Source organism: Streptococcus sp. SR4, from assembly GCF_000517725.1.
In the GTDB taxonomy this organism is placed as follows: domain Bacteria; phylum Bacillota; class Bacilli; order Lactobacillales; family Streptococcaceae; genus Streptococcus; species Streptococcus salivarius_F.
The window spans coordinates 68,443-89,798 of sequence record NZ_AZYW01000007.1; the positions used below are offsets into that span (position 1 = coordinate 68,443).

The following is a 21,356-nucleotide window of genomic DNA, read 5'->3' on the forward strand; positions in this document are numbered from 1 at the left end:
ACTGGAACGTTTTTAGTTGTGCTTAATAGCATACTTTTACTAAAAGCCAAGAATATCATCCCCATGGATTGTAAAAACGACCATGATTGAGGAAGATTAAGCCTATACTAATCCCCAATAAAAGAATAGCTGACACGATGACAAGGTAATCTTGTTTCATCAAAGATTTATGCACATACCAGGTACGTTTTTTATAGCGACCAAATCGACGTAGCTCCATAGCTGTCGATATGGTATCAATTCGTTCGAGAGATGAAAAAATTAGTGGAAGAACAATTTGGAGATTCCCGCGAATACGTTTGACCAATCCCGACTTTTGCGACAAATCCAAACCACGAGCCTCTTGAGCCTTACGAATCGTAAAGAATTCTTCTTGGACATCTGGAATATAACGCAAGGTTAAACTAACGGAATAGGCAAATTTATAAGGAATTCCAATCTGATTAAGACTAGCCGCAAACTGACTCGGATGAGTGGTCATAAGAAAAAGAATGGCAAGAGGGACCGTTGAAAAATACTTGAGCAATAGATTTGCAAGGTAAAAAAGCTCCTGACTGGTTAGATAGAAACGCCCCCAGCCTTCAATAAGAACTGTCTTTGCCCCGTATATTTCTTCACCATAACCAGGTGCGAAAAGGTAGACCATAAGTAAATTAAAGAGGGCAATGGATCCAATAATCTTAACAACAAAAGAAATATCTCTCCAACGAATCTTAGCCAAATAAAAGAGATAAATGGAAAGTAAGCCTACTACTAGGATAAAGCGTGGGTCATAGGTTGCCATACAGGCAACTGAAACCATGATAAAGAAAAGCATCTTACTTGCCCCAGACAAATCATAGAGGAAACCTTGACCTGACTGATAACCAATTAAACGATTAGACATTAGGACCTCCTTTTTCGATATAATACTGGGTTACTTCTACTGGATCACTTGACAATTTCTGACCCAAAGTATAAAGAGAGGTCTGTTTGAGATTAGCTGACTCAAGTAAATCCTTCTGATTAAGAATTGTAACAGGGTTGTCGTCTGCAATGATTTTACCTTCAACTACAACGAGACAACGATCGCTATATTCCAACATGAGCTGCATGTCATGAGTAATCATCACAATCGTATGACCTTGCTTCTGAAGACTGTCCAAGAAATTCATGATATCTGTGTAAGTCTTGTAATCTTGACCAGCTGTTGGCTCATCCAAGATAATGATTTCAGGTTTCAAAACCAAGATAGATGCAATGGTCACGCGCTTTTTCTGACCAAAGGAAAGCGCAGAAATGGGCCAGTTACGAAAACTATAGAGACCACAAGTCTTCAAGACCTCATGAACACGCTCTTCAACCTCAGCCTCTTCAATTCCTCGCAAACGCAAACCAAGAGCCACCTCATCAAAAATCATAGTTTGGCTAATCATCTGATTTGGGTTTTGTAGAACAAAGCCTATACGTTCTGAACGCTCGGCAATACTATCTTGGCTAATATCCTGACCCTTGTAAGTCAATTTTCCTTGACTTGGGACAAAACCACATAGAGCCTTGGCAAGCGTTGACTTTCCAGCCCCATTTTTACCGACAATCGCTAGTCGCTCACCTTTTTTCAAGCTAAAGGACAGATCCTCTATGATTGCTGGATTATCTCCATAGGAAACACTAAGCCCCTCAACCTTCAAAATAGAGTCACTCGAACTGTCTCTTTTATCCTTCAAAACTCTGTCTGGCAGAGCAAGGTCAGATAAGTCTAAAGCATCCAATTGACTAAGATTTTGTGCACTCCTTGTGTCAAATCCCAACTGACGTAAAACCGTCACATATAGAGGTTCGCGAATCCCATTTTCTAGCAAGAGTTTGCTCGATAAAAGCTCATCTGGGCTACCATTAAAGAGGAGCTCTCCTTCATTAACCAGTAAAATGCGGTCAACGGGACGATAAAGAACATCTTCTAGGCGATGTTCAATAATAATCGTCGTAGCTCCCACCTCCTTGTGGATCTTATCAATGAGATCAATGGTTTCCTGTCCTGATTTAGGATCTAAATTTGCCAGAGGCTCATCAAATAAAAGAATAGGACTCTCATCAATCAAGACACCAGCCAAACTGACTCGTTGCTTTTGACCACCTGATAAATCTTGAGGGCGGTGATTCAAAAGAGAGGTCAAGTCTAGACGCTCAGCCCAAAGGGCTACCTTATCTTTCATCTCACTTTGATCAGCACAATCATTCTCCAAGGCAAAAGCCAAATCCTCGGCTACTGTTAGGCCAATAAACTGACCATCTGGATCCTGCAATACCGTCGATACCAACTGTGACTTATCATAGATAGATTGCTTGAAAATATCCTGACCATCTATCCTTACCTGGCCTTGTGCCTGTCCTTTATGAATATTAGGTATGATACCATTGAGACACTGAGCTAGAGTCGACTTTCCACTACCAGAAGGACCTAAGATGAGGACTTTCTCGCCCTTGGCAATATCAAAGCTGATATCTTTAAGCGTCGCTTCTGCTTGCGCATCATATTGAAATGTAAACTGATTAAAACTAATGTATTTATCCATGTTTCTACTAAAAAAGAGAGGAGGTATCAAAACAAACTGACAGTCCCACTCTCCTATGATTCATGCTAGTCTTTTGTAAGACTACCAGATTGTGTACGTGAGCTAGCATAGATTGCAAGAAGGAGGGTTCCTCCAATTGCAATTGTAATAAAGTTAGCTACGCCAGCTACAAAACTTTGTGCATAAAGGTATGACCAGGCTTGTGCAAATTGGAGTCTATCACCAATAGGAGTAACGATACCATAGGCAATAAGGAGGGCCAATGCTTGTGCTAGGTTAAACCAAATCATACTCATCAAAGAAAACTTGCCAGTTGTCACATCATATTTTTTGTTGAATAGACCAATTACAAGACCTGTAATAGCACTTGCAAGTACCCAAGCCCATGAGATATTTCCGTATTGGATGCCATCTTTAAGCGCATGGCCAATAAAGCCCATAAAGAAACCTGTAATAGGCCCAAAAATCACTGAGAATAGGGCTTGAACAGCATACTGAAGTTGGATGCTAGTATTCCCAAAAATAGGGATATTAACAAACATACCAATGATAATAAAGAGTGCTGCACCAATACCTGTCGCAACTACTGTACGAATTGAATTATTCTTCATAATCTTACTTTAATCTCCTAAACGTTTAATTTCAATGTGCCAGTTAGAGCCTACACCAATATTATATGCCTTGGCAAAAGACCCTTGGTTAATGGCTAAACCGACACGATAGAGGGAATTGATATAAATAATTGGTTGACCAATACGAACATCCGCAAATGATTTTCCATAGGTAACCTGATTTTGATAAACCAACATATCATTGTTAAAGATGGTTACTTCAAAGCGGTCACCAAAGTTTGGGTCTAAAGCGTAAAAATCATCACGTGTGATAGAGGTCCAAAGAGAGCCAAAACGGACATCCAAAATGTCAATCGCACCACGAACTAAATTATCCTCTATGATGGTTTCAACCACTGGAAGTTCTAGAATTTTGTCCACAGGTAACTCAGGACCGACTTCTTCAAAACTGATATGACCAGAAGCTAATTTAGCCCCTGTATAGGCATAAACATCACGACCATGGAAGGTATGAGAAAGTTCTGTATTGCTACGACGATTCTCAACCTCTGAAATCTCACGAACAGCCACGATACCAACAACCTTTTTGATATAAGAAAGTGTCCCGTTATCTGGTGTGACGATATATTGCCCCGTCTTTGTTAAGGCAACCACACTTTTACGTGAGGAACCTACACCCGGATCAACTACCGAAACAAAGGTTGTCCCCTCAGGCCAGTATTCAACGGTCTGAAACAGACGATAAGAAGCCTCAAAAGTGTTGTAGGGGGTAATCTCATGTGTCAGATGATGAACTCCCAAACTAGGTTCTTCCTGAAGGGCCACACCAATCATGGCCGAAACAGCACCATCAACCAAACCAAAGTCTGATTGAAGCACCAATAAATTATTAGTCATAAATGTTTCACTTTTTCTCTTTGAACGGTTTATTTTACCATATTTTATGGGCTTTTTAAAGATGATAGATCCTTGAGCTAGCTATAGTCTTTGACTATGTTTTCTCTAAAATCAAAAAGCCAGCCAAATAGGCCGACCTTATACAATTAGCTATGCTTTCTTCCAACGGCTCTTTTCTGCTACTGCTGTAAAGAGAACGTCTGTTGAAGAGTTAAGGGCTGTTTCACAAGAGTCTTGAATGACACCTACGATAAAGCCGACACCGACAACCTGCATGGCCAAATCATTTGAGATACCAAAGAGGCTACATGCTACTGGCACTAATAGGAGGGATCCTCCAGCAATACCTGAGGCACCACAAGCAGAAATAGCTGAAACCACACTAAGAATGAGTGCTGTCGCAAAGTCGACCTGAATTCCCAAAGTCGTTACTGCAGCAAGCGTTAGGACATTGATTGTCACGGCTGCTCCAGCCATATTAATAGTTGACCCCAAAGGGATAGAAACCGAATAGGTATCAGGATTCAAACCAAGATCCTTACAAAGTTGAAGGTTAACTGGAATATTGGCTGCTGATGAACGAGTAAAGAAGGCTGTAATCCCAGAGTCTTTCAAACAACGGAAAACCAGTGGAAACGGATTTTTGCCCATCATCACAAAAGCAATGATTGGATTAACAACCAAGGCAACAAAGGCCATTGTTCCCACTAAAACTAGGATTAGGACACCATAATCTGCCAAAACACCAACACCATTCTCAGAAATAGTATTAAAGACAAGACCAAGGATACCAAATGGGGCCAAGTTAATAATCCAACGAACGATTTGCGAAGTCACTTCTGCCAAGGTATTAAGCAAATCTTTCGTGTGATTGCTAGCTGTTCGTATGGCAAAACCAAAGACAACTGCCCATACCAAAACACCAATATAATTAGCTTGAGCCAAGGCATTGACAGGGTTATCCACCATCTTAAGCAATAAATCTTTAAAGACTTCTCCCACACCTTGAGGTGCTGTCGCTTTAGTTGCTGCAGCTGCTCCCAACTTCAAAGAAATTGGAAAAATATAGTGAGAGATAACAGCCGTCAAAGCTGCCGCAAAGGTCCCAAAGAGATAAAGAACAATAACTGTCTTCATGTTGCTTTGTTGACCTTCTCGCGTTTGGGAAAGGGCATTGGCAACCAAGGCAAAGACCAAAAGTGGGGCAATTGCCTTCAAGCCACCAACAAACATGTCTCCTAAGAGACCAATAACCGTAAACTTAGGAACAAGCAAACCAAGCACAGCACCCACTACCACACCAATGGCAATGCGCTTAATTAGACTGGTCCTATTCCAAGTTGAAATAAAACGTTTCATAACTCATTAACTCCTTTTTATGGTTAGCCAACCATAAAGCATTCGATAGCTTCCATACTATGATAAATATCTGAAATCGTCAAGGCATGAGAAAAGCCTGTAGCAAACAGGCTCTCAAATCCTATTTATGACTCAATTTACGAGTCAAGAAATCACCCAAGAATTGGATAAGGAAAATCAAAATCAAAATCAAGAAAGTTGCCAAAATGGTAACTGATGTACTTGAACGGTTATATCCATAGTAGATGGCGATGTAACCTAGACCACCTGCACCGATAGCACCGGCCATTGCAGTCTCACCGACTAGGGAAATCAGAGTTACGGTTGATACACGAACCAACTCAGGTAGACCTTCACTAAGGTAAACCTTAATCGTATCCCAAAGTGTTGCGCCACTTGCTTGTGCTGCTTCAATAACGCCACGGTCAAGATCTGCAAGCACCACCTGTACTTGACGTGCAAAGAATGGGAAGGTTGCAGCTGACAATGGAACCAAGGCCGCTGTCATACCGAGGTTAGTCCCCACGATAAAGTAAGTGAATCCTTTCAAAATCGCCAAGAGGATAATGAAAGGAATGGCACGGAAGATTGAAGTGATTTTATCCAAGATTTGGAAAACAAATTTATTTTCAATAACTCCACGAGGACCTGTCAATACCAAGAAGAGCCCCATAACAAGACCAAGAAGTCCCCCAATGATGAAGGAAATAACCGTCATGTAGAGAGTCGCATAGATGGCGTCTGGCCAAGAGTTAACCCCCTGCATACCGATACGATAAATATCTGGAAAGTTTTGTTGAATCCAATATGCCATTATTGGGCTCCTTTCTTAAGTACTTGCAAGCTGACACCTGCATTTTCAATCGCTTTTTGAGCAGCAAGAACCTTATCTGCCTCACCATCCAAGACAACGACCAATTCACCAACAGGAGTATCACCTAGAATCTCAACATTACCATAAAGAATGTTACTTGAAACTCCGTACTCTTTGAAAAGTTCGGTCAAGAGTGGCTCATCTGTTGAAGAACCAGCATATTTAAGTTGAACGAGAAGGGCTGAGCTTGGTAAGTTTTTCACCAAAGGTTGTGCATTAATCTTAGCCAAGGCATCTTCAATCCCTGCAGCAGTTTCAATAAATTCTTGTGTCAAATCTTCTTGAGGATTTGAGAAGATCTCAAGGACACTGCCCTCTTCCAAAAGTTGACCATTTTGCATAACGGCAACACGATTACAAATATCTTTAACAATTTGCATTTCGTGGGTGATCATAACCACTGTCAACCCAAGTTTTTTATTCAAATCCTGCAAAAGTGAAAGAATTTGCTTAGTTGTTTTAGGGTCAAGGGCTGATGTAGACTCATCTGAAATCAAGATTTCAGGATCATTAGCCAAGGCACGCGCAATCGCTACACGTTGTTTTTGACCACCTGACAATTGTGCAGGATAGTTTTCCGCACGATCAGCCAAATCAACCAATTCCAAAAGACCACGAATTTTTTTGTCTTTCTCTTCATTGCTTAGTTTAGAATGACGAAGAGCAAAGGCTACATTTTCATAAGCCGTCTTTTGAGCCATAAGGTTAAAGTGTTGGAAAATCATCCCAATCGTTTGACGTTTCTGACGCAATTCTTTTGTCGACAATTGGACCTTACCATCTGCAAAAGTCACATCTTTACCGATAGTGATTTTACCAGCTGTAGGCACTTGCAAAAGATTGATTGCGCGCACAAGGGTAGATTTACCAGCCCCTGAATAACCAACAATTCCGTAAATATCACCTTTTTCAATCTGGATAGACACATCCTTAACCGCTTGAATAGTGCGGCGTTTCTGCGTAAAGGTGATATCAATATTTTTCAAATCAATAATGACATTACTCATAACTTGCAATTAACTCCTTAATTAGTTCAATGTGGGTGTAGTAATCTGCTAAGCTAACATTTTCATCCCCACCATGGTCACGACTGTTGGCATTCCCTATACCAAAAGCTGCCATAGGAACACCCAAAGCCTGATGAATCATATGCATAGGCCCTGTACCTGCTGCCGTTGGAAGCACAGCAACACCTTCTTCATAAAAGCCTTTTGCTAACTCAATAACATTAACAATAGCCGGATCAGACATATCACTACGATAACTTTCTTCACCAAGAGTGAAGGTCACCTTGATACGGTCAAATCCTTCTTTTTTGAGGTGAGCCTTGATACACTCCAAAACGTACTCAGGCGTCAAGCCTGGGACCAAACGCATCTCCATCTTAGCTCTAGCTTGAGCTGGTAAGATAGTCTTAACCCCTTGCCCCTGATAACCTGTTGAAATGCCTTCAATGGATAGGGCAGGTTCAAAATAGTAAGTTTTTAAGAAAGCTCGGCGGTCACTTTCTAAAATGGGTAGTTTTAAGCCGTAAATCTTACGAAGACTATCTGCATTTTCAATGGCATAAGTTTCGATAAGATCCATCTCTCGTTCGTTTGGTTGGACAATCTTTTCATAGATGCCGTCGATAAGGATACGTCCCTGATCATCTCTCATGCTTGAGATAGCATTGAGCAAATACCATGAAGCCGATTCAATCACGGCACCAAACTTAGAATGAATATCAACATCAGCACTCTCGACAGACAAGTCAAAGGTAATAATTCCCTTGTTGCCCCCTGTGATTTCCAATTGACCTTTGCTATTTCGATTTCCTTGCTCCCAAACCAATAGGTCTGCTGGAAGCAGGTCATCTCGGTATTTTTCCAAATACTTTTCAAGATCGGTTGATGCAGATTCTTCAGCCCCTTCCATCATAAATGTAATGTTTACAGGAAGGTCGCCAACCTCTCGAATATATTTCCGCAGGGCTGTCAAACGAGCTGTAATATGCCCCTTATCATCATCAACACCACGACCATACATGTAGCCCTTACGAACTGTCAGACGGAAAGGTTCATCTGTCCATGGCTGATCATTATCCGCAGGAACCGTATCATAGTGTTGATAGAAAATAATTGTTTTCGCATCTGGATTTGGACTCTTGAATTTTGCCAAGACAAAAGGTGCCGTATAGGTCTCGTCAATTGTCACCTCTGCACCAACACCAGAGAAAATCTCACCAAGGTAAGCAGCCACATCATAGAGACCAATATTTTGAGCAAAAATAGATTTTTTAGAAATCAAAGTCCGCAAGACTTCAAAATAGTGCTGAGCAATTTCATCGTTACGAAATTTTCGTAACTGCTCTTCTTCACTTGAAAATGCCATCAAATCGTCTCCTTCATACACGACAAAATGGCGTGCTCTCACACGCCCTCTGTCCTTAGCTTATTTCTTTGAATTAGCTTTCAATTGATCTTGTGTTGGGGCACCTTTCCATGCTGGAAGGTCAACCTTGTTAGATGCATCATAGATGATTTGTGCTACTTCATCATTTTGGTAGGCTTTAATCAAAGTCTTGATAGCATCAGCTTTATTTGATTTTTCCCAATCTTTATTAGCTGCAATGATGTTAACCCAATCTTTCAAATCTTGACTTGGTTCTTCTTGGAAGAGAGTTGTATCATAGTCAACGTTTTGTTGTTGTGCGTATGAGTTATTAACAACCGCTGCATCTACTGATGAAAGAGTTTGAGCAGCTTGTTCAGCTGAGATTTCTTTGATATCCAATTTCTTTGGATTCTCAGAAATGTTCTTGATAGTTGCCAATTCACCATCTTTAACATCCAACTTAATCAAACCAGCTGTTTGAAGAAGTGTCAAAGCACGGCTTTCGTTTGTACCATCGTTAGGTACTGAGATTGTAGCTCCTTCTGGAAGCTCTTTAACATCTTTATACTTAGCTTTTCCGTTTTCAGTACCTGAGAAAAGGTGGATTGGGCTAAGAAGTGTGTCAGCTGCCGCAACAACATCACCTTTATTTTCTTTGTTCCAGTTGTTCAAGAAATAAATGTGTTGGAAAGCATTAACATCGATTTCACCGTTTTTAAGGGCTTCATTTGGTTGGTTGTAGTCTGTGAACTCTTTCAACTCGATAGTAACACCCTTGTCTTTAGCCAATTCTTTAACTTTATCCCACAATGGCTCAGTTGTATCATCCAAAGTCATGATACCAACTGTCAAAGTTTTATCATCTTTAGCTGATTTATTACCACCAGCACCACAAGCAGCCAAAGCTACTGTTGAAGCGACTGCCAATCCTGTAATTCCGAGAATTTTTTTAAGTTTCATAACGAACTCCCTTTAATTGTTTTAAGTGTAAAATTATTATCCCATAGGATGAGAATTGTAGCAAATTGTTTATAATTGTACATCTCTATAGTTTTTAACTATAACGTGTCCTAGATTTTAATTATATAAAAAAGCTGAGAATCGTTCCCAGCTCCTTTCTTATTTTTTGCTTGGAACTTTCAAAGCGTCTTTAGTTGGAATATAATCTTTATTTCCAAGGAATTTTTCAGCCAACTTAGCCAAAGTACCATCTTTTTGGAGTTCTTCCAAACGTTTGTTTACAAATTTTTGAAGGTCTTTTTGGTTATCTGCGAACAAGAAGTAGATGTATGGTTGTTCATCAGATTTAAGCTCAATAGTCTTCAAGTTGCTCAATTTATTATTTTTGATGATTGCATTAACAGTTGGTGCATCAAAGATCTTGAAGTCGTACTTGCCTTCATTTAAACTTGTCAACATTTGTGTAATATTTTCATTTGTGTAGTTAAGTTCAACTGGCTTGTCTGAATGTTTATCGTTAAATTCAGTTAATTGTGTCGCTGTCGATGTTCCTTGAACAACCTGCGTTGAGTGTCCAGCAATATCATCATATTTCTTAATATTACTATCTTTTGGAACAGTCAAAACAGCTGGTGTGGTACCAATTGGATATGAGAAGAGGTATTTTTGGTCACGTTCTTCTGAGTAAGAGATATTATTACCAGCCATTTGGTATTTAGCTGAGTCAAGACCTGTGAAGACTGAAGACCATTCTGTTTTTTGGAATTTCACTTCATATTTGTCAGAGTCTTTGAAGACAGCTTTAGCCACTTCCACATCGTAACCAGTCAATTCACCGTTTTCTTCATATGAGAATGGTGCTGTTGTCCCAACAGTGGCAAAGTTAATTGTTTCTTTAGCACCTGAAGATTTAGAGGCTTCTTTTGATGATTTAGATGAACATGCAGCAAGCAAAGCTACTGAAGCAATGGCTACACCTGTAATTCCAAGAATTTTTTTAAGTTTCATAATACTCTCCTTTGAGATTGATTGTTTTTATTGTAACAGAATTCACTAAGCTTAACTAATACTTAAACATAATCAAGGTGATAAGAAAATACTATCACCTAAAAATATCAATTGTTTGACAAAGAAAAAGTCATTTCCAATGTCTAAGAATGGACACAAACCGTTAATCTATAAAAAGCTTTCTTTAGTATTTGACTGTTTCTGACAATATAGCCTGTACAATCTATCATTCAATGTGAGCATAATATTTTTTCTCGCCTATTTTTCCAACTCATTCTCCAGACCTAAGTCTATGGACTTATTTTTAGTAATTTTACAGTTGGGTAACAAAGTCAAACGTTTTTTATGATAAAGTCTTTTTTGGACTAACATCCAAAAGGAGAATTATGATGGAAACAAATAACTACACTACTGATTTACAGCTAGTCTCCCAGGAATATTCCGATGAAAAGACTAGTCTTCAAACCAAAACCAAGAAATTCTTGGAACATTTTTCAACAAAAGACATTTGGAAAATTAAGGGACTGATTGTCGCCTGTCTTGTGTCCTGCTTCCTGTATGTCACTTACTTGACCCATTTTTCCTTTGCCCTTCCAGCAACCCTTGTCTTGATCAGTACGATTGAGCTAGGCTGTCGCCTATTAGGTGGAAAAGCAAAGGGAATGCGACTTGAATCGGGAATATTTATGGTCACTAGTCTCCTCCAAGGCTTGCAAATTAGTCTCTGGGGTCTGCACGACAACTGGGGCAGCGCTCAGATTCTTTGCCTTCATGCAAGTATCCTCCTTTACTTAATGGCACGTACCGGACAAAGTAGTCAGGACCGTTTGGGAATTATGGTTTGGACAGATCTCATTTATACCAGTTGCATCTTCCCACTGAAATATTTCTTCATTGGAGCCTGGACACTACTCTATAAAACTGCACCTAAACAAGAGCTCTCCCAAGAAGAAAAACACGCAGTTCAGAACCACAAATGGATGATTCTTATTAGTATCATTATTGCCTTGGTACTGACTATATTCGTTGCTAGTCAGCTTAGTCAGGTCTTACCTGCTTTCGGCCAACTTTGGCGACAGTTCTTCCAGACACTAACTTCTCTACTTGATTTCACCCTCAACTTCAAGGACGGCGGATTATTTTTCTCTCGTTTAATAGCCAGTATCCCTCTGACTCTAGGGCTTTTTGCTCAACTTGCAGCAGTCTATTTAGTTAAGGAAAAGCCACTCAGTCAAAAACGATTTGAAGGCCATCTTAAAGCGACCCGTCAGTTCCCAAAAGTAGCAGCTTATATCGTACTCGGAAGCCTCTGCTTCACTTATGCCCTATTCATATTAACTGCCACTAGTCAAATGGGAGAACTCCTTTCTCTCAACCAAGCCAGCATTCCAGCTCATCAAGCCTCACATATTGCGGTTCAAGGCTTCTGGCAATTGGTTCGAGTTTCTACCCTCAACTTAGGAATCCTAGCTGGACTTTACATTTTTTCTAAAGAAAATTTCTTCACCCACAAAGGGCTTCGTTTCTTAAGCACCCTACTCTTTACTTTTGCTAGCCTCTTTGCCCTTATCGCTGGCTGGAAACTCTTTGGCGTTTATATGGCACTCTATGGTGTGACGCCACGTCGCTTATTGTCAGGTTGGTTTGTCACAGTACTCTTTATTTGGTGTGTCCTAACACTTATTCGACTCTATAAACCTATTCAGGCAACTCGTCTCGCTATATTTTATGCAACTATCAGCTTTACCCTCGTTAACCTCTTAGGTAACTTTATTTTATAAGAAAAAAAGAGTGGAACTAGATTAACTAGCTTCACTCTTTTTATATTGGAGTTATTTTGAATCTCTTGTAGGAAAGGCATACATCACCCAAAGCACTACCAGTAGTGGTGTCGCTTTTAATACAATCCATGCAACATTGAAATTGGCATCACGTAGACGACGAATCTGCATAGAAATGGTAGGAAGCGCCGTTGCTGCTATAAATAAAATGAAAGCTGTTAATGTAAAGCCAGCAGCCTTTGTTTCTCCAAGGAAGTCCATCAGTAGGAAAATTAAAGTACCAATAACTCCATTAATCAAGACAACCCACCAATAGTCTGATCGTTTTGTACGACCATAAAAATCAATATAGCCTAACCAAAAATTTTTATATGCCTCTAACATGTTTACACCTCTTAATAGTATGCTACCAGTATACTATATTAAGGAGATAGGTGCAAGATGTGAATATTTAGACTACTTAAGTTTTCTACATATATAATTCTACATATATAATAGGAAGATTATTTTAAATAAACTGGAATGGATTGAAATTAGGACTGTCCGACTCAATCTGGCCACTCACCATGGTCACCACACGACTGACATGTTGACGGACACTATTGCGGTGAGCAATAAAAATCATTGTTCGTTTAATCTTAGTAAGATTAGCCATGACCCTGCTTTCAGTATCACTATCGAGACCACTGGTAGCTTCGTCAAAAATCAAGATAGGCTGCTTGGACAAGAGGGCCCTCGCTATCGCCAAGCGTTGTTTTTGACCACCAGATAGACCACCATCCTCAGATACTTGGGTCTGAAAACCTAGTGGCATTTTTTGAATATCCTCTAAGATATCAGCTTGTTGGCAAACCTTAAGAAGCTCTTTCTCGTCAACTTCTCCTTCAAATCCTAACAGCAGATTTTCTAAAATGGTTCCAGTAAACACATAGGTCTGCTGGGGAACGTAAGTCACCATTTGACGCAGCTCCGCATGGCCAATAGCATCTTTATCTAGGGTTACATGACCACTAGATTTTGTGTAATAACCCGACAACATTTTCGCTAAGGTCGTTTTCCCAGATCCACTTTTACCCATGAGGGCGATTTTCTCACCCTTATGAATCGTTAAATCAATCTTACTAAGCGTCTCTTGCTGATAACTAAAACGGTGACTGATACCCTTAAGAGCAAGTTGTTTAAAGGATAACTCTTTAAGTTTTCCTTTTTCTTCCTTATCCACAACATAAACTTCTTGAAGACGATTATTGGCTACTTTGGCTTGCTGAATTTTGGATTGGAGATTGATAATATTAATTAAAGGAGTTGTAAAATAATTCAGCAACATATTATAGGTAATCAACTGACCTGCAGATAGCTGTCCTTCCATGGCCAATTGTGCCCCATACCAGAGGATAAAGACATTGGAAACTAACTGAACCCCTGTCTTTAAACCATCCTGCGTTAATTGCCACTTAGCCTTAGACAAAGACTTCTTCAAATAGTCATGGAATTTCACCTCAATTTCCTGATACCGTCTCTCTTCAACTCTCAAGGATTTTAAGGTTTCAATGCCTCGCAAATCATCAATAACAGCGGTATTGACCTGACTATTTGCCTCCATCAATTGATAATTTTCCTTTTCAAAAAGCTTATAGAAGGCCAAAATGATTAACACATAAAGAGGAACTACCGTGAGTGTCATCACAAAAAGTGACTGATTTTGTAAAATAAGGGCCACAGCTAGAGTCATCACAATGGTCACATCTAGGAAAATTGATAAAATCGTTGAAGCTAGAGCATCGATAATAGTGTTGGCATCTCCAAAACGTGACGTGATTTCACCAGTACGACGTGAACTAAAGAAACTAATAGGTAAGGAAAGGACATGCTTAATATAAGGAAGAATGACAGCAATGGACAAGTAATTCCCCAATCGATGTAGAAGATAATCTTTGAAAAAAGTAAATACTTGTTGAGCTAGATAAGAGATACATAGGCCTAGCGAAATCATTGTCAGAAGAGTGTAGGCCTCCTGAGGAATCAAGCGGTCAATAATAGATTGCAAATAATAAGAACCAATAATATTAACAAGGGTCACTAGAAAACTTAACAAGACAATAACTGCAATCAAACCCTTACGACGAAACAAAATTGGTAAAAATGAAAGAAGCCCAGGCACATCTTCTTTGTATTTAGTGTAGGTTTCTCCCGGAACAAAAAAGAGAGCAACTCCCGTCCACTCTTTGGCAAACTCCTCTAAGGGTATTTTAATGACCTTCTTGCTAGGATCTGGATCACCAATAACAAGCTTCCCTTTGATTTGACCAAACACTGTATAATAATGTTGCAGTCCACCTTCTTTAACCACATGTGCAATAAAAGGATAAGATAGGCTTTCTTGTTTAAACAAGTCTAAATCCGCACGAATAGCCTGAGTTTCAAGACCCAACTGCTTAGCCGCTTCCACCAAACCAAGCGCAGAAGTGCCTTCACGAGAAGTCTGAGCCAATTCCCGCAAATAAGCTAAACTATAAGATGAACCATAGTGTTTAAGAATCATGGCCAAGGCAGCGACACCACAATCACGCTGATCAACCTGTGAAATATATGGATATTTTGACATGGTGACTCCTTATTAAAGACAACCTGTGAAATAAGGCAAGATAGTGATAAGTAGTGAGAATAGTGTAAATAAATTTAGCTTTTTCAAAATAAAACTCCTTTTAACTGTTATTTATGTTTCTATAGTAAACATTTAACCATTAAAAAAGTAGTGACATTTATGTCACCACCATTTCTATAAACCATCTGCCGCTTTCCCTGCTTTTATACTTTCTTCTAAAACCGAGTCTTCTAAAACGGAAGCAAACATTATGGCCTTATCGTAATTCTCTGCAGCCTTTTTCTTATTTCCCTTATGCAGAAGTTCATATTTAGCTTTGAGAACAAAAACACTAGGTTTATAGCTATAGAATTGTGATTTTTCTATAACGGCTAATGCTTTATCCACAACTGTTAAGAAGTCTGAAAAGGAATTGTGAAAAATCTTCAAAGCAGCGATAGCCATCAAATCATTAAATAAAACAATATTATAGACATCGTCTGTCCAAATTTCCTGATTTAATACTCTCTTTACAATCCTTTCAAAAAGTTTTTTGTCAAACTGTTTTCTTCCATAGAGATGGAAGAAATAATAGTCAATAACTAATAAATCGTTAGTTGAGAATTTCTTCTTCCTTTTGACTTGTTCAAACAAGTCTTCATATATTTCTTCAACCTTTGGGCTCTCCTCCCAATTAGTAAAACTCAAAATATTTTCCAAAATATCTAGAGTTAACAACTCTTCTTCTGGAAGAAGTTCAAAGAATTTCTCATAGACTTCCTCAATTAAGGCAAGTTTAGACTTTATTCTTTCTGGATTTCTGTACGTTGGAAACTTAATCAAACGATTCTTCATCTCATAATATTCGTCAGGAATGGTAATATTGTCATGATCCAATAGATCAGACATATTTTTTCCTAGACGTTTTGCAATATAAGATAATTTATCCAAAGACGGGAGCGACTCCCCTTTTTCAATGCGAATTAACTGACGAACAGTCAATTCCACACCATCTAAACATAGCACTTCACGTGACATCTGCTGGCGTTCACGCTCAGTTTTGATTCTTAGTCCAATGCTGTCTTTTATGTTCAAGAGACACTCCTTTATTTCGAAATTTTAAAAACATTATATCATAATTATAATATAATTAATATACAATTAATGCATTTTTAACAGAACAATAGTGAAAATAAGCTATTTTTATACATTTTATATAGGAAAGACCTTCCTTTGTATCAAAAAACATGCAGTTCAAAACTACATGTTTTTTTATTTCTGTTTACTTTGGAATCGCCATTCAAAGCGAATGCGGTCATAAGTTGGATAGATAGTATTAAGCAAACCAAAGGCTAAGGTAAAGCCAGCTAAAACATCTGTTGGATAATGGACACCCACATAAATACGCGAAAGTCCAACAAGGAAAATCAGAAGCCCAGTAATACCATAAACTGCTATTTTAGATTCTTTTTTCGCCAAACGCTGAGCAAGAACAATGGCAATTGCTCCAAGAATCATAAAAGTTCCCAAAGAGTGACCACTAGGGAAAGAATAACCACTAGCGTGCACTAAATGCGTAATTGATGGGCGTTGACGCTGGTAAATATACTTCAAACTTACAATCAAGATACTAGCGAGAAGCCCACTGGCACCTACAAAGATAGCTTCTGCTTTATACTGACGTAGATAAAGCCAGATTACTGCTACGATTGCAATAATAGCCTGTACGGGCGTATTCCCAAGTATGGTAATCGTTTTAAAAAAGCGTGTCAATCCTGCTGGTAAGTCTCCTCGAACCCAAGTTTGAATGTTGCTATCAAATCCCGTTAAGGCTTCAGGGTAGAACTTAACCATGTAACCGAGAGCAACAAATAACAATAAGGCAAAAGAAGCATAAATATAATGTGTGTGTTTGTGTTTCATATTTATAATTTTACTAGAATAGACTTAAGTGGAGCATAAATCAGAGCAAAGGCTACCGCAAAAATCAATCCTTCAAGTAAATTGAAAGGTACGACCATAGCGAAAAGATATTTATAGAGACCTATGAATTGCGCAATATCAAAGTTGGCAAATTTAGCATAGAGAGGTACTGCATAAATATAGTTAAGAATAACCATAACAACTGTAAGCAAGACAGTTCCTACAACAGAACCAAGAATATAATTCTTGCTTGTTTGATTTTTCTTCCAAAAATAGCTTAGGCCCCAAACAAAGACTCCTAGAGCAACGAAATTCATAGGAAGTCCAATCATTGATCCTGGACCACCATTGTTTAGCAAAAGCTTCAACAATGAACGGAGCAAGAGAACAGCAATGGCACTCTTGAAATCAAAGATAACCAAGGCGATAAGAACTGGAAGGATTGAAAAATCAACCTTCAAAAAGTCTGCTGCTGGAATCAATGGAAATGAAAAATAAAGCAACAAGAATGAAACTGCGGATAAAATGGCAATGTAAGCCAATTTACGTGTGTTTGTCATAAAAAAATTCCTCCAAATTTTAACAATTTGAAAGAAGTTCCCAATGGATTTGCCTATGCCAAAAAAGCCTACGCAAAAAGACTGGTCTTCTTCCATCCAGACTATACTGTCGGTTGAGGAATCACACCTCATCAGCTTGCGCTCGCGGACTTATCTATAGAATCACCACCGGTCGGGAGTTTCACCCTGCCCTGAAGACCTTTTAAGAATAACATAAAAAAACCTTGGTGACAAGGTTCTCAAATTATGGATTTCTAATCTATTGATAGTCAATGACTATAGATATTCTTAAAAGAGAAAAAGGGACCTCTATTTTAACTTGTCATGCTGATAACGATGACTCAGCTCCAAGCCCTCAAACTGTTGCTGACGAAGTGCTTCGTAAACAATCATACAAACAGTGTTGGACACATTTAGACTACGCACATGTTCATCATTCATCGGAATACGAATAGCTTTTTCAGGATGCTCACGCATAAAATCTTCAGGTAAGCCTGTATCCTCACGACCAAACATAAAATAGTGGTCTTCACCATCAGCATAGGCTTCTTCTGAATAAGTCTTATCCGCAAACTTCGTGACTAGATGCAAACGACCATCTTGATTTTTGAACATGAAATCTGCCAAATTGTCATAATAAGTGATGTCAAGCTTATCCCAGTAGTCCAGACCTGCACGTTTCATTTTCTTGTCATCAATTGGAAAGCCCATAGGACGGATGATATGAAGAGGGCTATTAGTCGCTGCACAGGTACGTGCTATATTTCCGGTGTTTTGTGGAATACGAGGTTCAAACAAGACAATATGATTACGTGACATCTCAATTCTCCTAGACATAAAAAATACCATGTCGCCCGGAGTCAAGCTCAGCAGACGACATGGTTGTGGACGTTCATTAGCTTAAATCATGACAGGTTAGATTTAAAATAACGAATCTTTGAATATATTTTAGCACTTCTGGTCTAAAAGTCAAGACTATTTAAAGAAAAATTTTACCTTTATTCCCTTAAATAGGAATAGTTGATAAAGCTAGCTGAAAAGGATGATTTTTCCGCTAAAATAGAGTATCATAGTAATGATTATTTGGAGGTAACTCATGCGTATTATTGTCGTAGGTGCCGGTAAAGTCGGTACCGCACTCTGTCGTTCTCTTGTTGAAGAGAAGCACGATGTTATTTTAATTGAAGAAAAGGAAGAGGTCCTCAAACGACTCAGCAAACGTTACGATGTGATGGGCTTTGCTGGTAATGGGGCCAATTTCAAAATCTTAGAACAAGCCGAGGTTAACAACTGCGATGTTTTTATCGCTATGACTGATAAAGATGAAGTAAACATGATTTCAGCCGTTCTGGCTAAACAAATGGGGGCCAAAGAAACTATTGTTCGTGTGCGTAACCCAGAATACTCTAATGCTTATTTCAAGGATAAAAACTTCCTTGGCTTCTCATTGGTCGTAAACCCTGAACTTTTAACCGCTCGCTATATTGCCAATACGGTTGAATTTCCAAATGCTCTATCAGTAGAAACCTTTGCTAACGGACGTGTTATCCTGATGGCATTTAAAGTCACTGAAAATAGCCAATTGTCTGGTATGACAATGGAACAATTCCGTAAGAAATTCGGCAATATTCTAGTTTGTACGATTGACCGTCAAGGTGAACTCATCATTCCAGATGGGAATGCTACCATGCAAATTGGGGATAAGATTTATGTCACTGGTAAACGTGTTGATATGGCGCTTTTCCACAGTTACATCAAACCAAAAAGCATCAAAAAACTTTTGTTGATTGGTGCTGGACGTATCTCCTACTACTTGCTCAATATCTTGAAAAACAATCGTATTAAGGTCAAATTGATTGAGCAAAAAATGGACCGTGCACAAACCTTTAGTCAGGTCTTCCCTGAAGTTTCTGTTATCTTAGGTGACGGTACTGCTAAAGACCTTCTTCTCGAGGAAAGTGCATCCAGTTATGATGCCGTAGCTACCCTAACTGGAGTAGATGAAGAAAATATCATCACCTCTATGTTCCTCGAAAGCCTTGGTATTCACAAGAATATTACTAAAGTCAACCGTACCAGTCTTTTAGAGATTATCGATACACGTGAGACAACAACAATTGTCACACCTAAGAGTATTGCCGTTGACACTGTAATGCACTTTGTCCGTGGGCGTTATAATGCTAAAGATTCTAGCCTCGATGCCCTTCACCATGTGGCTAATGGTCGTATCGAAACCTTGCAATTCCAAATTAAGGAAAACAACAAAATCGCTGGGAAGAAACTTTCTGAGCTTGAATTTGCTAATGGTGTCCTTATCGCTGCTATTATTCGCAATGGAAAATCTATTTTCCCAACGGGAGAAGACAGACTCGCTATTGGGGATAAAATCGTGATCGTTACACTCTTACAAAATGTAACTCATATTTACGACTTGTTGAAGAGGTAAGCTGCCATGAATCGATCTATTGTCCGTTTTCTTATTGCCAAGCTTCTGCTTATTGAGGCTGCTCTCTTGGTTGTACCACTTATCGTTGCCCTCATTTATCAAGAAGATGCCAAAGTATTTGCCAGCATCTTGGGTACGATGGGGATTCTCCTCTTTCTCGGAGTACTTGGTACTCTCTTTAAACCGAAGAACTACCATATTTACACCAAAGAAGGGATGCTTATTGTAGCCCTCTGTTGGGTGCTCTGGTCCTTCTTTGGAGGATTGCCCTTCGTCTTTGCTGGTCAGATTCCAAGTGTCATTGATGCCTTCTTCGAGATGAGCTCTGGTTTCACAACCACGGGGGCTACTATTCTCACAGATACTGGAGTACTTACCCACTCCCTCCTCTTCTGGCGAAGTTTCGCCCACTTGATTGGAGGGATGGGGGTATTGGTCTTTGCCCTAGCCATCATGAACAACAGTAAAAATGGTCACCATGAGGTTATGCGTGCAGAGGTGCCTGGTCCAGTTTTTGGTAAGGTCGTGGCCAAGCTCAAAAATACAGCTCAAATTCTTTACATCATCTATTTAACCATGTTCGTTATTTTTGCTGTTATTCTCTGGCTTTGCGGTATGCCAATCTTTGATAGTATCATCACTGCTATGGGGGGCGCAGGTACTGGGGGATTTGCTGTCTATAATGACTCTATCGCCCACTACCACAGCGATCTGATTACCTATGTGGTTACTGTTGGTACCCTACTCTTTGGGGTTAACTTCAACCTTTATTTCTATATCCTCCTTCGCAAAATCAAGTTTTTCTTCCAAGATGAAGAACTACGTACCTACTTTGCGATTGTGGCTATTTCAACTGGTTTAATTATCCTCAATATTTTTGGAATCTACCACAATTTGGCTGACTCTTTCAAATACTCATTTTTCGAAGTGTCAACTATCATCACAACAACCGGTTTTGGTCTGACAGATATTACCAAATGGCCACTCTTTTCTCAGTATATCCTACTCCTCCTGATGTTTATCGGAGGGTCAGCAGGTTCTACAGCTGGTGGTTTCAAGGTTATCCGTGCTATGATTATTGCTAAGATTGCACGAAATCAGACCCTGGCTAGCCTCTATCCTAATCGTATCCTGTCACTTCATATTAATGGAAGTGTTCTCGATAAAGAAACGCAGCACAGTGTTCTCAAATACCTAGCTGTATATGTACTCATTATACTAAGTTTAGTCACTGTTTTGTCACTGGATAATCAAGACCTCTTGATTGTGACAAGTGCTGCTGCTTCAACCTTTAACAACATTGGACCTTTACTTGGAACGAGTGATAGCTTTGCTATTTTCAGTCCTTTATCTAAGCTTATCATGGGATTTGCTATGATTGCAGGACGTTTGGAAATCTATCCTTTATTACTCCTCTTCCTACCAAAAACTTGGTCAAAAACTTAAGCATAGAAAAACTCC

Annotated in this window: 19 protein-coding genes and 1 riboswitch; of the genes, 3 read left to right on the plus strand and 16 right to left on the minus strand. The window is 39.2% G+C overall.

Annotation, left to right across the window (positions count from 1 at the left end; translation table 11 throughout):
• Positions 1 to 55: 55 nt before the first annotated feature.
• The 10 genes from HMPREF1519_RS00770 to HMPREF1519_RS00815 all read right to left on the minus strand — a co-directional run bounded on the left by HMPREF1519_RS00770 (position 56) and on the right by HMPREF1519_RS00815 (position 10,601).
• Positions 56 to 886 carry an energy-coupling factor transporter transmembrane component T family protein gene (locus tag HMPREF1519_RS00770; protein WP_037610623.1) on the minus strand — a complete coding sequence of 277 codons (831 nt, stop codon included), beginning with the start codon at positions 884 to 886 and terminating at the stop codon, positions 56 to 58.
• Complete coding sequence (locus HMPREF1519_RS00775) at positions 879 to 2,555, minus strand: ABC transporter ATP-binding protein (RefSeq protein WP_037610625.1); 1,677 nt, start codon at positions 2,553 to 2,555, stop codon at positions 879 to 881. The genes HMPREF1519_RS00770 and HMPREF1519_RS00775 overlap by 8 nt, the downstream gene beginning before the upstream one ends.
• 65 nt (positions 2,556 to 2,620) lie before the next feature.
• A complete protein-coding gene (locus HMPREF1519_RS00780; RefSeq protein WP_002883774.1) occupies positions 2,621 to 3,166 on the minus strand; it encodes an ECF-type riboflavin transporter substrate-binding protein in 546 nt (181 codons plus the stop codon).
• 9 nt (positions 3,167 to 3,175) lie between these two features.
• Positions 3,176 to 4,024 carry an SAM hydrolase/SAM-dependent halogenase family protein gene (locus tag HMPREF1519_RS00785; RefSeq protein WP_037610627.1) on the minus strand — a complete coding sequence of 283 codons (849 nt, stop codon included), beginning with the start codon at positions 4,022 to 4,024 and terminating at the stop codon, positions 3,176 to 3,178.
• Between the two features lie 150 nt (positions 4,025 to 4,174).
• The gene (gene sstT / locus HMPREF1519_RS00790; RefSeq protein WP_037610629.1) at positions 4,175 to 5,383 is read right to left on the minus strand and encodes a serine/threonine transporter SstT; all 1,209 of its coding nucleotides are present in this window, start codon (positions 5,381 to 5,383) and stop codon (positions 4,175 to 4,177) included.
• Positions 5,384 to 5,504: 121 nt separating this feature from the next.
• Complete coding sequence (locus HMPREF1519_RS00795; protein WP_037610631.1) at positions 5,505 to 6,197, minus strand: methionine ABC transporter permease; 693 nt, start codon at positions 6,195 to 6,197, stop codon at positions 5,505 to 5,507.
• Positions 6,197 to 7,264 carry a methionine ABC transporter ATP-binding protein gene (locus HMPREF1519_RS00800; protein WP_037610633.1) on the minus strand — a complete coding sequence of 356 codons (1,068 nt, stop codon included), beginning with the start codon at positions 7,262 to 7,264 and terminating at the stop codon, positions 6,197 to 6,199. The genes HMPREF1519_RS00795 and HMPREF1519_RS00800 overlap by 1 nt, the downstream gene beginning before the upstream one ends.
• Positions 7,257 to 8,630: a M20/M25/M40 family metallo-hydrolase gene (locus HMPREF1519_RS00805; RefSeq protein ID WP_002883790.1), complete on the minus strand. Its 1,374-nt coding sequence runs from the start codon at positions 8,628 to 8,630 to the stop codon at positions 7,257 to 7,259. The genes HMPREF1519_RS00800 and HMPREF1519_RS00805 overlap by 8 nt, the downstream gene beginning before the upstream one ends.
• Positions 8,631 to 8,690: 60 nt before the next feature.
• Positions 8,691 to 9,593, minus strand: coding sequence for a MetQ/NlpA family ABC transporter substrate-binding protein (locus HMPREF1519_RS00810; protein ID WP_037610635.1), 903 nt, complete (start codon positions 9,591 to 9,593; stop codon positions 8,691 to 8,693).
• A gap of 159 nt (positions 9,594 to 9,752) precedes the next feature.
• Complete coding sequence (locus HMPREF1519_RS00815) at positions 9,753 to 10,601, minus strand: amino acid ABC transporter substrate-binding protein (protein WP_002883793.1); 849 nt, start codon at positions 10,599 to 10,601, stop codon at positions 9,753 to 9,755.
• Between the two features lie 389 nt (positions 10,602 to 10,990).
• On the opposite strand from HMPREF1519_RS00815, the gene HMPREF1519_RS00820 reads away from it, so the two are divergent.
• A complete protein-coding gene (locus HMPREF1519_RS00820) occupies positions 10,991 to 12,382 on the plus strand; it encodes a DUF4153 domain-containing protein (protein ID WP_037610637.1) in 1,392 nt (463 codons plus the stop codon).
• A gap of 51 nt (positions 12,383 to 12,433) precedes the next feature.
• Here the strand turns inward: HMPREF1519_RS00820 and HMPREF1519_RS00825 are convergent, their stop codons facing one another.
• From HMPREF1519_RS00825 to HMPREF1519_RS00850, 6 genes are all read right to left on the minus strand, one after another.
• On the minus strand, positions 12,434 to 12,766 hold the full coding sequence (locus HMPREF1519_RS00825) for a DUF805 domain-containing protein (protein ID WP_014633880.1): 333 nt from the start codon (positions 12,764 to 12,766) through the stop codon (positions 12,434 to 12,436).
• 124 nt (positions 12,767 to 12,890) lie between these two features.
• Positions 12,891 to 14,987 (minus strand): peptide cleavage/export ABC transporter, encoded by a 2,097-nt coding sequence (locus tag HMPREF1519_RS00830; RefSeq protein WP_037610640.1) that lies wholly within the window; start codon positions 14,985 to 14,987, stop codon positions 12,891 to 12,893.
• Positions 14,988 to 15,161: 174 nt separating this feature from the next.
• Entirely contained in the window at positions 15,162 to 16,061 is a 900-nt protein-coding gene (locus tag HMPREF1519_RS00835; protein ID WP_037610642.1) for a helix-turn-helix transcriptional regulator, read from the minus strand.
• A 177-nt stretch (positions 16,062 to 16,238) separates the two neighbouring features.
• Entirely contained in the window at positions 16,239 to 16,889 is a 651-nt protein-coding gene (locus HMPREF1519_RS00840) for a phosphatase PAP2 family protein (RefSeq protein ID WP_037610644.1), read from the minus strand.
• Between the two features lie 2 nt (positions 16,890 to 16,891).
• Positions 16,892 to 17,449 carry an ECF transporter S component gene (locus tag HMPREF1519_RS00845; protein WP_037610646.1) on the minus strand — a complete coding sequence of 186 codons (558 nt, stop codon included), beginning with the start codon at positions 17,447 to 17,449 and terminating at the stop codon, positions 16,892 to 16,894.
• An 80-nt stretch (positions 17,450 to 17,529) separates the two neighbouring features.
• Positions 17,530 to 17,652: riboswitch (FMN riboswitch) on the minus strand.
• A gap of 106 nt (positions 17,653 to 17,758) precedes the next feature.
• Positions 17,759 to 18,268 (minus strand): tRNA (cytidine(34)-2'-O)-methyltransferase, encoded by a 510-nt coding sequence (locus HMPREF1519_RS00850; protein WP_037610648.1) that lies wholly within the window; start codon positions 18,266 to 18,268, stop codon positions 17,759 to 17,761.
• Positions 18,269 to 18,545: 277 nt separating this feature from the next.
• Here HMPREF1519_RS00850 and trkA point away from each other — a divergent pair, with 277 nt between their 5' ends.
• On the plus strand, positions 18,546 to 19,895 hold the full coding sequence (gene trkA / locus HMPREF1519_RS00855; protein ID WP_022496357.1) for a Trk system potassium transporter TrkA: 1,350 nt from the start codon (positions 18,546 to 18,548) through the stop codon (positions 19,893 to 19,895).
• 6 nt (positions 19,896 to 19,901) lie between these two features.
• The gene (locus tag HMPREF1519_RS00860; protein WP_022496358.1) at positions 19,902 to 21,341 is read left to right on the plus strand and encodes a TrkH family potassium uptake protein; all 1,440 of its coding nucleotides are present in this window, start codon (positions 19,902 to 19,904) and stop codon (positions 21,339 to 21,341) included.
• Positions 21,342 to 21,356 lie beyond the last annotated feature (15 nt).

Bases quoted from the DNA above. Each gene is read 5' to 3' on its own strand.
- HMPREF1519_RS00770 (WP_037610623.1), bottom strand. From the start codon at position 886: ATGTCTAATCGTTTAATTGGTTATCAGTCAGGTCAAGGTTTCCTCTAT.
- HMPREF1519_RS00775 (WP_037610625.1), bottom strand. From the start codon at position 2,555: ATGGATAAATACATTAGTTTTAATCAGTTTACATTTCAATATGATGCG.
- HMPREF1519_RS00780 (WP_002883774.1), bottom strand. From the start codon at position 3,166: ATGAAGAATAATTCAATTCGTACAGTAGTTGCGACAGGTATTGGTGCA.
- HMPREF1519_RS00785 (WP_037610627.1), bottom strand. From the start codon at position 4,024: ATGACTAATAATTTATTGGTGCTTCAATCAGACTTTGGTTTGGTTGAT.
- sstT (WP_037610629.1), bottom strand. From the start codon at position 5,383: ATGAAACGTTTTATTTCAACTTGGAATAGGACCAGTCTAATTAAGCGC.
- HMPREF1519_RS00795 (WP_037610631.1), bottom strand. From the start codon at position 6,197: ATGGCATATTGGATTCAACAAAACTTTCCAGATATTTATCGTATCGGT.
- HMPREF1519_RS00800 (WP_037610633.1), bottom strand. From the start codon at position 7,264: ATGAGTAATGTCATTATTGATTTGAAAAATATTGATATCACCTTTACG.
- HMPREF1519_RS00805 (WP_002883790.1), bottom strand. From the start codon at position 8,630: ATGGCATTTTCAAGTGAAGAAGAGCAGTTACGAAAATTTCGTAACGAT.
- HMPREF1519_RS00810 (WP_037610635.1), bottom strand. From the start codon at position 9,593: ATGAAACTTAAAAAAATTCTCGGAATTACAGGATTGGCAGTCGCTTCA.
- HMPREF1519_RS00815 (WP_002883793.1), bottom strand. From the start codon at position 10,601: ATGAAACTTAAAAAAATTCTTGGAATTACAGGTGTAGCCATTGCTTCA.
- HMPREF1519_RS00820 (WP_037610637.1), top strand. From the start codon at position 10,991: ATGGAAACAAATAACTACACTACTGATTTACAGCTAGTCTCCCAGGAA.
- HMPREF1519_RS00825 (WP_014633880.1), bottom strand. From the start codon at position 12,766: ATGTTAGAGGCATATAAAAATTTTTGGTTAGGCTATATTGATTTTTAT.
- HMPREF1519_RS00830 (WP_037610640.1), bottom strand. From the start codon at position 14,987: ATGTCAAAATATCCATATATTTCACAGGTTGATCAGCGTGATTGTGGT.
- HMPREF1519_RS00840 (WP_037610644.1), bottom strand. From the start codon at position 16,889: ATGAAACACAAACACACACATTATATTTATGCTTCTTTTGCCTTATTG.
- HMPREF1519_RS00845 (WP_037610646.1), bottom strand. From the start codon at position 17,449: ATGACAAACACACGTAAATTGGCTTACATTGCCATTTTATCCGCAGTT.
- HMPREF1519_RS00850 (WP_037610648.1), bottom strand. From the start codon at position 18,268: ATGTCACGTAATCATATTGTCTTGTTTGAACCTCGTATTCCACAAAAC.
- trkA (WP_022496357.1), top strand. From the start codon at position 18,546: ATGCGTATTATTGTCGTAGGTGCCGGTAAAGTCGGTACCGCACTCTGT.
- HMPREF1519_RS00860 (WP_022496358.1), top strand. From the start codon at position 19,902: ATGAATCGATCTATTGTCCGTTTTCTTATTGCCAAGCTTCTGCTTATT.